The organism is Autumnicola lenta, from assembly GCF_031846515.1.
Classification (GTDB): domain Bacteria; phylum Bacteroidota; class Bacteroidia; order Flavobacteriales; family Flavobacteriaceae; genus Autumnicola; species Autumnicola lenta.
Window position 1 is genome coordinate 81,661 of sequence record NZ_JAVRHO010000016.1, and the last position, 14,143, is coordinate 95,803.

13 protein-coding genes and 1 pseudogene are annotated in these 14,143 nt (G+C 41.5%); all 14 read left to right on the top strand.

Going from position 1 to position 14,143, the window contains the following annotated elements:
• Positions 1 to 79 precede the first annotated feature (79 nt).
• Complete coding sequence (locus RM545_RS12155; protein WP_311495551.1) at positions 80 to 1,042, top strand: UDP-glucuronic acid decarboxylase family protein; 963 nt, start codon at positions 80 to 82, stop codon at positions 1,040 to 1,042.
• Positions 1,043 to 1,262: 220 nt separating this feature from the next.
• Positions 1,263 to 1,490 (top strand): UPF0175 family protein, encoded by a 228-nt coding sequence (locus RM545_RS12160; RefSeq protein WP_311495552.1) that lies wholly within the window; start codon positions 1,263 to 1,265, stop codon positions 1,488 to 1,490.
• Entirely contained in the window at positions 1,483 to 1,953 is a 471-nt protein-coding gene (locus RM545_RS12165) for a PIN domain-containing protein (protein WP_311495553.1), read from the top strand. The genes RM545_RS12160 and RM545_RS12165 overlap by 8 nt, the downstream gene beginning before the upstream one ends.
• A gap of 315 nt (positions 1,954 to 2,268) precedes the next feature.
• A complete protein-coding gene (locus RM545_RS12170) occupies positions 2,269 to 2,853 on the top strand; it encodes a WcaF family extracellular polysaccharide biosynthesis acetyltransferase (RefSeq protein WP_311495554.1) in 585 nt (194 codons plus the stop codon).
• A gap of 205 nt (positions 2,854 to 3,058) precedes the next feature.
• The gene (locus RM545_RS12175; RefSeq protein WP_311495555.1) at positions 3,059 to 3,805 is read left to right on the top strand and encodes a glycosyltransferase family 2 protein; all 747 of its coding nucleotides are present in this window, start codon (positions 3,059 to 3,061) and stop codon (positions 3,803 to 3,805) included.
• Positions 3,806 to 4,131: 326 nt separating this feature from the next.
• Entirely contained in the window at positions 4,132 to 5,265 is a 1,134-nt protein-coding gene (locus tag RM545_RS12180; protein ID WP_311495556.1) for a glycosyltransferase family 4 protein, read from the top strand.
• A 128-nt stretch (positions 5,266 to 5,393) separates the two neighbouring features.
• Positions 5,394 to 6,146, top strand: a complete 753-nt coding sequence (locus RM545_RS12185; RefSeq protein ID WP_311495557.1) for a polysaccharide biosynthesis/export family protein — start codon at positions 5,394 to 5,396, stop codon at positions 6,144 to 6,146.
• A gap of 2 nt (positions 6,147 to 6,148) precedes the next feature.
• Positions 6,149 to 8,551 (top strand): GumC family protein, encoded by a 2,403-nt coding sequence (locus RM545_RS12190; RefSeq protein ID WP_311495558.1) that lies wholly within the window; start codon positions 6,149 to 6,151, stop codon positions 8,549 to 8,551.
• A gap of 183 nt (positions 8,552 to 8,734) precedes the next feature.
• Positions 8,735 to 9,820, top strand: a complete 1,086-nt coding sequence (locus RM545_RS12195) for a hypothetical protein (RefSeq protein WP_311495559.1) — start codon at positions 8,735 to 8,737, stop codon at positions 9,818 to 9,820.
• A 28-nt stretch (positions 9,821 to 9,848) separates the two neighbouring features.
• A complete protein-coding gene (locus RM545_RS12200) occupies positions 9,849 to 10,571 on the top strand; it encodes an outer membrane beta-barrel protein (RefSeq protein WP_311495560.1) in 723 nt (240 codons plus the stop codon).
• A 3-nt stretch (positions 10,572 to 10,574) separates the two neighbouring features.
• Positions 10,575 to 11,393 (top strand): YjbH domain-containing protein, encoded by an 819-nt coding sequence (locus tag RM545_RS12205; protein ID WP_311495561.1) that lies wholly within the window; start codon positions 10,575 to 10,577, stop codon positions 11,391 to 11,393.
• Positions 11,374 to 12,489: a YjbH domain-containing protein gene (locus RM545_RS12210; RefSeq protein ID WP_311495562.1), complete on the top strand. Its 1,116-nt coding sequence runs from the start codon at positions 11,374 to 11,376 to the stop codon at positions 12,487 to 12,489. The genes RM545_RS12205 and RM545_RS12210 overlap by 20 nt, the downstream gene beginning before the upstream one ends.
• A gap of 260 nt (positions 12,490 to 12,749) precedes the next feature.
• Positions 12,750 to 13,691 (top strand): ribose-phosphate pyrophosphokinase, encoded by a 942-nt coding sequence (locus RM545_RS12215; RefSeq protein ID WP_311495563.1) that lies wholly within the window; start codon positions 12,750 to 12,752, stop codon positions 13,689 to 13,691.
• Between the two features lie 388 nt (positions 13,692 to 14,079).
• Positions 14,080 to 14,143, top strand: a pseudogene (locus RM545_RS12220) (50S ribosomal protein L25); the annotation flags it as partial.

Consider the following 14,143-nt stretch of genomic DNA (forward strand, 5'->3'; position numbering starts at 1 on the left):
TTCTGCGGCCGCCGCGCAACCGCCGCGCTCGTCGCGTGAAACAGGAAACCCACATAAAAAATCTGAACATCAATATCATATGAAAAAAATACTAATTACCGGAGGAGCCGGATTTGTTGGTTCCCACCTTTGCAAAAGATTACTGGAAGAAGGCAATGAAGTGATATGCCTCGATAACTATTTTACAGGAAGCAAAACCAATATCGTAGAACTGCTAGACAACCCTTATTTTGAGATGGTAAGGCATGATATTACACATCCATATTTTGCTGAGGTGGATGAAATTTACAACCTTGCCTGTCCTGCTTCTCCTGTACATTACCAGTACAATCCAATAAAGACTATCAAAACCTCTGTGATGGGGGCTATAAATACGCTCGGTTTGGCTAAAAGGGTAAAGGCAAAAATTTTGCAGGCCAGTACAAGCGAGGTGTATGGAGATCCTGCTGTACATCCGCAACCGGAAAGCTACTGGGGAAATGTGAATCCTATCGGCACCCGCTCCTGTTATGATGAAGGAAAACGTTGTGCCGAAACTTTGTTTATGGATTATCACCTGCAAAATAAGGTAGATATCAAGATCATCAGGATTTTTAATACCTACGGCCCAAATATGAATCCCGATGACGGAAGGGTGGTTTCCAATTTTATCGTGCAGGCTTTGAAAGGAGAAGATATTACCATTTTTGGGGACGGCACCCAAACCCGTAGTTTTCAGTATGTAGATGACCTGGTGGAAGGGACTATCAGAATGATGAACAGCCGTGATGGATTTATTGGTCCGGTGAATCTTGGGAATCCCGGAGAGTTTACGATGATGGAGCTGGCTTTTAAGATCATTGAAATGACCGGCACGAGATCTAAGATTATACATAAGAAACTGCCAACAGATGATCCCACTCAGCGTAAACCTGTTATTGATTTAGCGAAAAAAGAATTGAATGGCTGGGAACCAAAAGTTGCTTTGGAAGAAGGATTGGTAAAGACGATTGATTATTTTGAGGAGTTGTTGTCGGGAGAGGCTGTAAGCGTTAAGCTGTAGGCCTGACGGAAAATACAAAAATCAAAACGTCAGTTCGAGTGTTTTTTACCGAAGCGATAGCTGAGGGAAAAAATGTATCGAGAACAGTTTGGTAGTTCCAAATCCCCACTCAAAATGTCAGTTTGAGTGTTTTTTACCGATGCGTTAGCGGCAAGCAAAAATACAGTCTAAACATTAAAAATCAGTCTAGAAAAGTTATATTTGAGTAAGTTTTATAAAAATGAGAACACTACAACTAAATATACCTGATAGCGTTGATTTGAAGGATCACGACCTTTCAATGATAATCGCTTCTAAATTATACCAAGATGCTAAACTTTCTGCTGGTCAGGCGGCAAAAATTGTAGGCTTGTCCAAACGTGCATTTATAGAGATGCTCGGAAAATACGGAGTTTCTATCTTTAGCACATCGGAAACAGATTTACATTCTGACATAAACAATGCCTAAAATTGTAATTTCTGATACAAGTACTCTTATACTATTCCATAAAATTGGCGAATTAGATCTTCTTCAAAGTGTATACGGCGAATTGGTAACAACGCCCGAAATTGCAGAAGAGTTCGGGGAAATTGTGCCGAACTGGATCGAAATAAAAACCGCATCCGATAAAAAATATCAAACCTTTTTAGAAACTCAAGTTGATATAGGAGAGGCCAGCGCAATTGCTTTAGCCACTGATTATGAAGATGTATTGCTATTGTTGGACGATTTGAAAGCACGTAAGTTGGCTAATAAGTTGAACTTTAAAATCAGTGGAACGCTTGGAGTAATCCATCGAGCAAAACAGTTGGAATTGATTGACAAAGTAAAACCTTTAATCGATAAACTATTGTTAACCGATTTTAGAATAGCTGATAATATAGTTAAAGAAATTCTTAAATTGAACAGCGAATATACTGCTAGCCGCTAACAATGCATAACAGAAATGGTGGCTTACAAAGCAATTCAAAAGTCGCTGTTTATTAGCAAAAATTGGATCAAAACTTGAAAAAATCGGTAATTTAACTCCACCACTTCGGTTATGCGAGACCGATAGCTGAGGGAAAAAATGTATCGAGAACAGTTTATTAGTTCCATGTCCCTCTGTTCTCGATAAAATTTTGGCCTTTAGTTCGAGTGCGGGCACAATTGCAAAGCAGTTGGGGCATGTATCGGGAACCGGCCAAGATCCCTCGACCTGACGGAGAAGGAGCAGCCTACAGCCTAAAGCCTACAGTAAATAAAAATGAAAACCAATCTCTCAACATACGATAACAGCTGGTACCAACCGGGAGGTAAATTTAAGACTACCCTCTGGTACTTCGTCAATGTTTTTTTCTTCCTGAATCCGCTGAACCCGGTTTCGGGAATTAAGGTGAAGCTGTTGAGACTGTTTGGGGCGAAGATAGGAGAAGGAGTGGTAATTAAACCCGGAGTGAATATTAAATATCCCTGGAAATTGGAAATTGGAGATCATTGCTGGATAGGGGAAAAGGTATGGATAGATAACCTTGGGCATGTAAAAATTGGCAGTAATGTATGCCTTTCCCAGGGAGCAATGTTACTCTGCGGAAACCATAACTACAAAAAGTCCTCTTTTGATCTTATCGTAAAAAAAATTAATCTGGAAGACGGAGTATGGATAGGAGCACAGAGTGTGGTTTGTCCCGGAGTAACCTGTAATTCGCATAGTATTTTAGCGGTGAATTCTGTTGCCAATAAAGATCTTGAAGCATATAGCATTTATCAGGGGAATCCGGCGGTAGAGGTGAGGGAGAGAGTAATTGGTTATGAAGAGATTGCTTCGTCGGCTGGGGCCTCCTCGCAATGAAGGGATTGCCAAGCCGGCTATCGTCTCCTCGCAATGAAAAGCTTACCTACTATTAGTAATTGTGTCACGCGGCGAACGCGGCGAAACCGCTGCGGGCGCTGCGAGAAATAGAGTAACTGAAGAGGTACAGATTGCTTTGGCGGCTAGTGCCTCACAATGAAGGGATTGCTTCGTCGGCTGTGGCCTTCTCGCAATGATGAAAAAAATGGAAATATCAATTATAACAGCTACTTATAATTCGGAAGCTAGTATTTTATCTGCGATAAAATCTGTGGCAGTGCAGGATTATCTTAATGTGGAGCTGGTGATCGTAGACGGCGGCTCTTCAGATAATACGGTGTCTATTGTAAAAGATAATTACAGCAGGCCGCTGAAAATAATTTCAGAAAAAGACAAAGGGATCTATGATGCGTTGAATAAAGGAGTAAAGGCAGCAAGCGGAGATATTATTGGTTTGGTACACTCCGATGATTTCCTGGCCTCTCCCGATATCATTTCAGAAGTAGTAGCTGCTTTTCAACAAAATGAGGTTGACGGGGTTTATGGAGATCTTCAGTATGTAAACAAAGAAGATACTTCAAAAGTGATCAGGTATTGGAAAAGTGAGCAGTTTTATCCGGGTCTTCTAAAAGAAGGCTGGATGCCGGCCCACCCTACTCTCTTCCTGCGGAAAGAAGTATATGATAAGCACGGGCTCTTTAATCTTAACTACAGGATCGCTGCTGATTATGATCTTATGTTGCGCATTTTTAGTGACAGCGTTTTAAACTTTATGTATCTGCCGAGGGTAATTACAAAAATGCGGGTAGGAGGCGCAAGTAACCGTAGTCTGTCTAATATAAAACTTAAATCTGCAGAAGACCTCCTGGCGCTAAAAGCCAATGGAATGCGGGATCCTTACAAAATTTTGGCTTATAAAAATATTAGCAAGCTAAAGCAGTTTCTTAAGTAAACAGTCATTAACTAAAAAGCATTTTTTCTTAGTGCCTATCGCCTAGTGCCTAGAGCCTATCGCCTAAAGCCTATCGCCTACAGCCTAAACTCGATATTTGACATTTTTATGCCCTTACCTTTTCATTATTAGAAATTTAAGGCAGCCTCTTTTCCATTCTATGTAATTAAATTGTTAAAGAAAAAAATCTGTAGGGATAATACGGATAAAGTGCGCTATTTTCGCGTCGAACTCTAATTAAACCTTGAACCTTTACCCTTTTGACCCGTCTCCCCTACAAGATTGGTAGTTACTGAAATTTTTTTCAACCCAAACCTGCCTTTGTTATGAACATTCTCGATCACGATGTCCTGCTCGATCTCTTTAGGAATAATTATCTGTTTTTTGTGTGCGGAGTTGCCTTAGGAGCTTTTCTCTTTACCTTTTACACCTTGCCCAAGGTACTTTGGGTGAGCCATGAAAAAAAACTTACAAAGCAGATTAACGGCCGTAGCTCACATCATACACAGACCCCCAATTTTGGCGGAGTAGCCTTTTTTCTGGTATTTGTACTTTTTGTTTCTGTCCTGCAGAGTATACAGACTGGATATACTGGCAATCATCTAATCGCGGGGATGACACTGCTTTTTCTGGTGGGTTTAAAGGATGACCTGGTAATTTCTACTGCGAAAGTGAAATTGTTAGGACAGATAACTGCGGCATTATTCATAATCTTTTCTCCGGAACTTCATCTTTCCACGCTCCATGGATTTTTAGGTATACATGAGGTTCCTGAATTAATCGGATATTTCCTGAAAGCTTTTCTGGTAGTAGCTCTTATTAATGCTTATAACCTGGTAGATGGTATAGACGGACTTGCCGCTATAGTAGGAATGATAATTTGTACTGCTTATGCCTGCGTCTTCTATATAACAGGACATCCTTATTTTGTGTTGCTCGGGGTTACTGTGGCAGGTACCCTTGCTGCATATTTAAGGTTTAATTTTTCCAGGGGGAAAAGGAAAATGTTTATGGGCGATTCAGGATCCCTGATAATTGGGTTCATGATTGCATTTCTTACATTAAAAGTACTGGTTATGGAGCCCGGGATAACGGTCTCGATGGTAGCATTTAGTGGTTATAACCGCATCCTGCTTATTCTGGCAATATTATTTATACCTATTCTGGATACCGGCAGGGTGATGATTTTACGAATGCTTGGCGGTAAAAGCCCTTTTGAGGCAGATCGAAATCACGCACATCATGTTTTACTCGATCTTGGTTTTACCCACTGGCAGGCAAGCACCTGTCTTGGCGGTTTAAATATTTTTGTTATCGTAGGCTTTTTCCTTCTTTCGGGGGTGATTTCAGCTTCCTGGGTGACGGTTATCCTGCTTTTGATGTTTATTATAATTGGGGCACTTTTAAATATACTACGCAGTAATGCAGAGCTAAGAACTTTTGTAAAAGAATATGCCTGAGATAAATAAGTTCTTAAATCATAATCTTTAAAAGTTAATTTTCTTTTAAATTATGTTAATAAGTATACTATATTCGCGGCAAATTGAAATCCCATTAAATGTACACCCCCAGATTAAATTATAAGTTATTGTTAGTACTCTGCATAGTTTTTTTAACAACTTCCTGTGTTTCCCGTAAGAGCGTAGCCTATTTTCAGGGACTTGAGACATCTGAACAAAAAAGGTTGCCAGACAATGTGGAAATAAAACCCGATGACCTGCTGACCATTCGTGTTTCTGCCCCGGAGCAGGCAGCGGCTTTGCCTTTTAACCTGACAAAATCTGTAATGGCTATGGGTCAGGGTACAGGTGGTGGTGGAGCAAATGTAGAACTGGAAACCTATATGGTGTCTAATGAAGGTACGATAGAATTTCCTGTTATAGGAACATTAGAGGTAGAGGGATTAACCAGTATAGAGCTGGCTGCTAAAATTAAAAAAGAAGTTTTGCCTTACCTGCAGGATCCTATAGTGAATGTGCGAATCCTCAATTTCCAGATAAGCGTACTGGGGGAAGTGGCGAGTCCTGGTACTTTCCCGATAGAAGACGATCATGTAAGCCTCCCGAAAGCCCTGGGCTTTGCGGGGGATGTACTGCTAACCGGAAAGAGAACAAATATCCTGGTGATGCGTGAAGAGGATGGCGTAACCACTCATGCCTATCTGGATCTCACCAATGCTGATATTGTTTCTTCTCCATACTATAACTTACAGCAAAACGATGTGGTTTATGTAGAGCCAATAGGACCCCGTCGCCAGTCAGCGAGCTATCTCGGTACTGCCAGCAGTTACCTTTCTGTGGCCTCGGTACTTGTTTCATTAGTTTTACTCTTTACCCGATAATTATGGCACAATCACAAAATACTCCAAACAGGTCATCTACTGAAATCAACATCAGGGAGGAGCTGGAGAAATACCTGCGTTACTGGCCGTGGTTTGTGGGCTGTGTTATCCTTGCACTGACTATTGCTTTTTTAAATTTAAGACAAACCACGCCGGTATATTCTACTACGGCAAGTATTATTATTAAAGACGGTAAGAATGGCCAGAATTCTGAAATGGCTGCTTTTGCTGATCTCGGACTGTTTAGCGGAATGAACGGGAATAGTATAGAGAACGAAATAGGAATCCTGCGTTCCCGTAGACTGATGACCAGTGTGGTAAAGGCACTTAACCTGAATATTCGTTATTTCGACCAGGAGGCCCTGCGTACACCCGAATTATATAGTACAAGCCCTCTGCTGGTAAAGATCATCAGTTTGGATGAAGCTATACTACAGTCTGTACCAGGGAGAGAATTCAGTTTGGTTTATAAAGGTAACAATAAGCTAAGCCTTACCAGAATTAGTGACGGGAAGAAATACAATACGGTGATGGGAACGCCGGTAGACCTTGGCTTTGGTACTATCCTTGTTTTGGAAAATGAATTCAATCCTGGTAGAAAGGCCACTCCTGAAAATCCTATCCTCGTCACTTTTAGTCCCGTAGAAAGTGTGGCCGGAGCTTACAGTAATGATCTGCAGGTACGTCTTAAAGAAAGCAATTCCAGTCTTATAGAACTGGCGTTAAATGATCCCGTTCGACAAAAGGCTGAAGATATTCTGGACCAGTTAATTCTGGAGTATAACAGAGAAGCCATAGAAGACAAGAACCTTGTGGCAATGAACACGGCAGAATTTATAGATGAACGTCTTATTATCATTAACGAAGAACTTGATTCTGTAGAAAGCGGAAAAGTGGAATTTAAAGAGAGCAGAGGGCTTACGGATATCCAGACGGAATCCGGAATGTTTGTTTCCACAGCCGGAGAGTACAGGCAGCGTCAACAGGAAATCGATACCCAGATAGAACTGGCAGATGCCATGATTTCCTATCTTCAGAATAACAATACTACAGATCTCCTGCCCGCCAATCTTGGAATTGAAGAATCTTCAGTTAATGAACAAATAAATCAGTACAACGACCTGGTTCTTGAGAGGAACCGGATCCTGAAAGGATCCAGTGAAAGAAACCCTGTAATCATCAAACTCAATAGTGAAATTGAGCAATTAAAAGCTAATGTGCAGCAGAGTCTCAGGCGAATGAAATCTAATCTGGAAATTGCAGAGAACAATGTGGACCGGCAGGCAGCGGCAATAAGCTCCAGGATTTCAGCAGTTCCTTCCCAGGAGAAGCAGTTTAGGGGGATTGAGCGTCAGCAGCAAATTAAAGAAACCTTGTATTTGTTCCTTCTGCAAAAGCGGGAAGAAAATTCCCTGTCCCTGGCAGTTACAGCACCAAAGGCGAAAATAGTAGACAGTGCTCTGAGTTCCGGTATTCCGGTTAGTCCAAATCCAAGGAGCAGTTATCTTACAGCTTTACTTCTGGGGCTGGGTATTCCATTTGCCTTTCTTTATACAAGAAACCTTTTAAATAATAAGGTAAGGGAGAGAAACGATATTGAAGCGGCTATTAATGATATTCCTATTGTAGGGGAAATTCCCAGGTTGGGGAAAAACAAAGAAGAACTTATCCAAAAAAATGATCGTTCTGTACTCGCGGAATCTTTCAGGATATTGCACACCAACCTGCAATACCTTCTGGTGAATTCCGGGGACAAAACTTCCGGCATAAATATTTTTATCACCTCTACAATTAAAGGAGAGGGTAAGACCTTTGTGGCATTTAACCTCGCTACCACTTTGGCAAATACGGGGAAGAAAGTTCTGGTAATGGGTGGAGATCTCAGAAATCCACAACTTCAGCGGTTTGAAAAGGACGCAAAAGAATGGCAGGGAGTGAGCGATTATCTTGTAAATGAAAGTTTATCCCTGGAAAAACTTATTAAGGAGTCGAGCTTACATGAAAACCTTTACCTGTTATCTTCAGGAAGTATACCGCCTAATCCTTCAGAATTATTGAGACATCCACGCACGGCAGATATGTTTACTAAACTGCGTGGTATGTATGATTATGTTATAGTAGACACTGCGCCTTCCATGCTGGTGTCTGATACTTTCCTGATCAATAAGTATGCAGACCTTACTCTTTATGTGGTGAGGGCTAATTACACAGAAAAGAAGTTGCTGGATTTTGCGGCAGATGCTAAGAAGGACGGTAAGCTGCAGGAGGTAAGTTTTGTACTTAATGATGTGGAGGCAGCTAATTTTGGCTACGGAAATAAATATGGTTATGCATATGGTTATGCCTATGGTCCGGAACATGAAGGCTTCTGGGAGAAAGTGAAGAGCAAGGTAGCCCTTTGGTAGATTTCTGTTGGGAGATAAAAAAAGCAGGGATCAACATATTTCATCATGCTGAAGTTGTTTCAGCAACCAAAAACGCTAGAAATTATTATGGACTGATCCAATGGCAGACGATCAATAAACAACACTGAACATTTTTTAATTGCAATTTCAAATCTGAACTATTTACTTAATTAAACCAATCAAATGAAGAATCAATTTTTACACTTTCAGCGGAGAGCATCTATGTGGAGCCTGCTCTTGTTATCGCTGCTTCTCGTTAACTGTGGTACAGAAGACGTAGATTTTATCGATCCATACGAATTTGTCAATGAAGATTTTAATGATATCCCTAACCTCGCGGAGATCGAGGACGCAGATCCCGTGATCATCGAACCCGAAGTAGGATCGGTAGATAATTCGGCAGAAACTCAGGCTATCATCGACGATATCCTAAATGCCGGGCCAGACGGGGAAATCAGTCAGGAATCCAGAACTAAACTGGCTGCGGTAGGGGCTTTTACAGCTGATCTTCCTGCATCGATAAATGAAAGGGCGCAGGCTCTTGATGCCGCCGGTATCGCCTCCATAATGGATGAGAGTACACCTCTGGATGCAGACCTGGAAGAGCTTGCAGCCGCTCTGGCTAACGCACCTGAAGAGATAAGAATGCTTCTTCCACGTATAAACTTCACCGTAGATTTGGAAGGCTTAAGAGCTGTAACAAATCCCAACACCAAAAATCAGGTTCTTCCTGGTTTTGATGGGTTTAACGTTGTGAGCCAGACTATAAGCAATCCTTGTGAGGAGGCAGCTTATGAAGCTTATGAGTTAAGGATAGAAGAGCTTATAGAGCAGGCAGATGCCAACTATTTTATTATTGAAAGTAATTATGCCCGTAGGCTCGATGAAGCAGACGTGCGTTATGAAGAAAGGACAGCCCTACAGGAAGAGCGTTATGCAGAGAGCAAAGCTGCGATTATTGCCACCCTGGAAAATCTGCTTCTTACGGCACAGCAGTTAGAGAACATGGGAGAGACAGAGCTGGCCACTCAGCTAAGAGAGCTTACATTAATGTATGCTGTGGCAGCCAGAAACGCTTTAATAGAATGGGACATTTTGGTGGCAGAACTTTTAATAAATTTCATGGAGCAGGAAAAAGCACAGGCTTTGGAAATTAGGGAGCGATTGACAACTCAGGTAAATACGGATTTCGAAACTGTAGAGGATATGGCAGATGCCAGACTTACTACTGCAGTAAATAATTGTCACAACCAGGGATCCGGAAACTAATCATTAACCACAACCAGAAATTATAAACATGAATAAATCTATAGCATTTTTACTACTGGCCTTTGGTCTCTTTACTTACGGCGCCCAGGCTCAAATTAAACTTAACAACGTGGGGGTGGGTGTTTCCTACTGGAACAGGTCCTATTCGGATGCCAATGAGAAATATGTACTGATAAGTTCTGAGGCAGATGAGGACTTTACAAAAGGAGGGGCTATGCCTTTTATAAGTGCCGAATTAAACCTTTACAGAAATTTTAGTCTGGATGGAAGAGTAGGGCTCTGGACGGGTGACTTTACCAGCGAAGGGCAATTTGGGGACCTTACCATTTCTGAAAGTATTGATCAGACTCTTATTCCTTTGTCCCTGGGGCTAACTTATAACTTTAATGAACTTTTAAGGGATGATTTCAATTTCTTAGTAGGAGTTGGGGTTAATCGATACTTTGTTCAAAATAAAGTTTCCAGGACGATTGAAGGCGGAGCGGGTAGTGAAGCTGCAGAAACTTTTAGCGGAAATAATTACGGTGCTTATCTGAAAACCGGACTGGAATATATGTTTTCCGATTCTTTTGGGCTTTTACTTGAAGGTAGGTATAATACAGGTTTCTATACCCAAAGCTTCCGAACTTCATTGGATGCAGAGCTCCAAAGTGAACAAATTTCTGTTCGGGGCTTCGAAATAGGACTTAGTCTACGATACGCATTCATGGGAAGAACCGATGACGATGAGACGCCGGAAATGGTAGAATAAAAAATGAATATCAGGCTTTTTCTTCACCTGTGGATACTGCTGGGTTTCTTTGGATCCTTCAGTTATTCACAGGTGAATTTTTTAGGGAAACCAGGGTTAATGACTATTCCTTCTGCAAAGTGGGAGGCAGATAAGCCTTTGGGGCTGTCTTTTTCTTATTTTCCGCGGGAATACTCTAACAATATTTTGCTTACCCAGGATTCTTCTCCCGGAGGCAATGATCTCAATTTTTATAGCGCTCGAGCGAGCCTGACTGCTTTTATGGAAGTCGGAATGAGTATTTCTTACAGGCCTTCTCTTGCTGAGCAAATAGGAATTGGTGACCGGCACCTCGACCTTCGCTTTAAATTAATGGAGGAAAAAGAATTTTTTCCGGCACTCGTTTTGGGTTGGACGCCTCCCGGTTCAGTTTCTCCGGCACTGGCACACGATTATCTCGTGGCGACTAAAAACTTCAACACCACTCTGGGATTATTTCAGGTAACAGCAGGTTTTGGATCACCCTATGTCTTTCTGAAAAATGATGCAAATGAAGGTATCCGGGATTTCTTTAAAATAGAAAGAAAAACAGAAGTCTATGGCAGCAGATATTTAGACGGCTTCTTCGGCGGATTCTCTTATATGCCACTTAATTACGGCGGCTTAATGCTGGAATACAACACCAAAACTTTTAATGCGGGGGCTTTTGTTAAATTATGGGAATGGCTGCACTTACAGGCATATACTTTGGAGGCTAAGGAAGTAGCTTTTCAGGTTGCCGTGCAGTTCTCCTTAAATTCTGCTCCTCGAGCTTTGAGAAACTATGAGAAAAATATGGATTAGCATTTGTGCGGGTCTTTTTTTCATTGGGCTCCGCGCGCAGGATATTCAACAAAAGCTGTTTAAAGCAGGATTTGAGAATGTACAGGTAAAAGAATCGGCAGACACTCTAAAAATCTTTTTCGAGCATAGAGAATTTCGGAATCCCCTGCATAGTATGCGTTATGCCCAACTCTTGCTGGAAGAGCAACCCGAAAAAGCTATTCTCTGGTTTCCACTATATCATAACCGCCCGATAGGAAAATATGAGGCGGGCACCTATAACTACAGCAGCCTGAATCTGGAGGAAAAAGCTTTTTACAAAGAAGCGAATGATCTTTACGAAAGCTATCGTTTCCATTTTCGGATTCATCCTGACTTCGCTGCCCGATTCGGTTATTACAGTAATCCTTTTCAGATAAAGCTTAATGCCATAATAGATACCAGAATTTATCTGACGCCGGGCCTGAGTGTGCAAACAGGTATTAGCATTCCATTGGAAAACCGGCTGGATGCGCAGGATATGAAGCCTCGACTGGCCCCAAGTTCACTGCACTATTTTTCGCAACCTTTGGACCATCACTTCCTGGCAGTTAGTATGGGTACTTTTTACTACGATCGGTACGGGCTGGATATACAGTACAGATATGCGCCCCTCCATAAACGTTGGAGCTTTGGACTCGAATCGGGACTTACAGGATTTTACTGGATGAATTCCGGTAGTTTTTATGCTGAAGAGCTCAACAGTGTATATGCTGTAGTGGATGCGGAATATCGCCTGAATTATGAACGTCTTAGCCTGAGACTTAGCGCAGGACAATTTCTGTTTGAAGACAAAGGTGCCAGAATAGACATCATAAAGCAATTTGGAACTGTCGATATAGGATTTTTTGCGGGTTATACAGAAGCAGGAAGCTCCGGGGGATTTCAGGTGGCGTTTCCAATATTTCCCGGAACGATTTATAGAAACAGGAAGGTAGAGGTACGTACCACGAATGAATTCCGCTGGGAATACAGCTATAACAATGAAGATCCTGCCGCCAGGAAATTTAGAATTGGAATTCCTCGCCTAGCTGATATGTTGCGACAGTACAGTGAAAATTTTCTGCAAAGCTTTTAAAAGTTGTGAAGCAGTGAAGTGGGCGATTAATTACTATAAAAAAAGGTCCTCCCATTTTTTCAAGGGGAGGTGGCTGAAGGCCGGAGGGGTTTTAGCTTTTATGAGAACTCGCAGAAAAATAGAAATTGCAAAAATTTTATTCTTTCAAAATTTATATTTCTTCCTTCAGAACAAAATTACCCACTACTCCCCAACAGAATTATTCCTAAATTTGCAAGGCATACAATATCAACTATATTTACTCAAAAATAAATAATCACATGCCTACCTTAGTAACTGACGCCAAATTTTTTAATTGTACGCAAAGCCGGGAACTTGCCGAAAAAATTGCAGCTGCTTATGGCAGTAAACTGGGGAACGTAATCACCTCTACTTACAGCGATGGTGAATTCCAGCCTTCTTTCGAGGAATCTGTACGTGGTGCAAGGGTTTTTATTATTGGCTCAACCCATCCCGGTGCAGATCATCTTATGGAGATGCTCCTGATGCTGGATGCAGCAAAACGCGCCTCTGCACGACATATTACAGCGGTAATGCCATACTTTGGATGGGCAAGACAGGATAGAAAGGACAAACCTCGTGTGCCTATCGCAGCAAAAATGATTGCCAGCATTTTAGAAACAGCAGGTGCTACGCGCATTATAACTATGGATCTGCATGCCGATCAAATTCAGGGCTTCTTTGAAAAACCTGTAGATCATCTTTTTGCTTCCACTGTTTTCCTGCCTTATCTTCGGAATCTCAATTTGAGCAATCTCACTATTGCATCTCCCGATATGGGAGGTTCCAAGAGAGCTTATGCTTATTCCAAAGCGCTTGAAAGCGATGTTGTAATTTGCTATAAACAACGTGTAAAGGCCAATGTGATCTCGCATATGGAACTTATAGGAAATGTAGAGGGAAGAAATGTTGTTCTGGTTGATGATATGGTAGATACGGCAGGAACGTTAACCAAAGCTGCTGATCTGATGATGGAACGCGGTGCAATTAGTGTCCGTGCTATCTGTACCCATCCCGTTCTTTCAGGAGAAGCTTATGAGCGTGTGGAGAAATCGAAGTTGCAGGAATTGATCGTAACCGACTCTATTCCGCTGAAGAAAGAAAGCAGAAAAATTAAAGTCGTTAGTTGCGCAGATTTATTTGCAGATGTAATGAACAGGGTTCATAATAACCGTTCTATAAGTTCTAAATTTATAATGTAATTCGAGGTAAGAAGTACGAAATTAGAAGTTAAAAGGTTTTACTGATAAAAAGCTTCCCTCCTTTTAAGGAGGGGTGACCGAAGATCGGGGTGGTACATCCCCACTCCAATACTCCAATACTAATAGATCGATAATTGTCGTTTTTTCAGCATGCTTTCCTTTTGCCTACTCGGCGGGAGATTAAAGTAGCGAGAGATAGATAAAGTTTCATAGCTCACAACAGACATCCGAACTCCGAACCCCGAACCCCGAACAACAAACAACAAACAACAAACAACAAACAACAAACAACAAACAATTCACAACTAAAACAGCTTCAAACTTTTAAACAATAACTTTTCATAGAACCGAAAAAAGATCTACTTTTGCAGCCTAAAATTTAATAATAATGAAGTCAATTACGATCAACGGATCTAAAAGAGAAAGCGTAGGCAAGAAGTCAACAAAAGCCT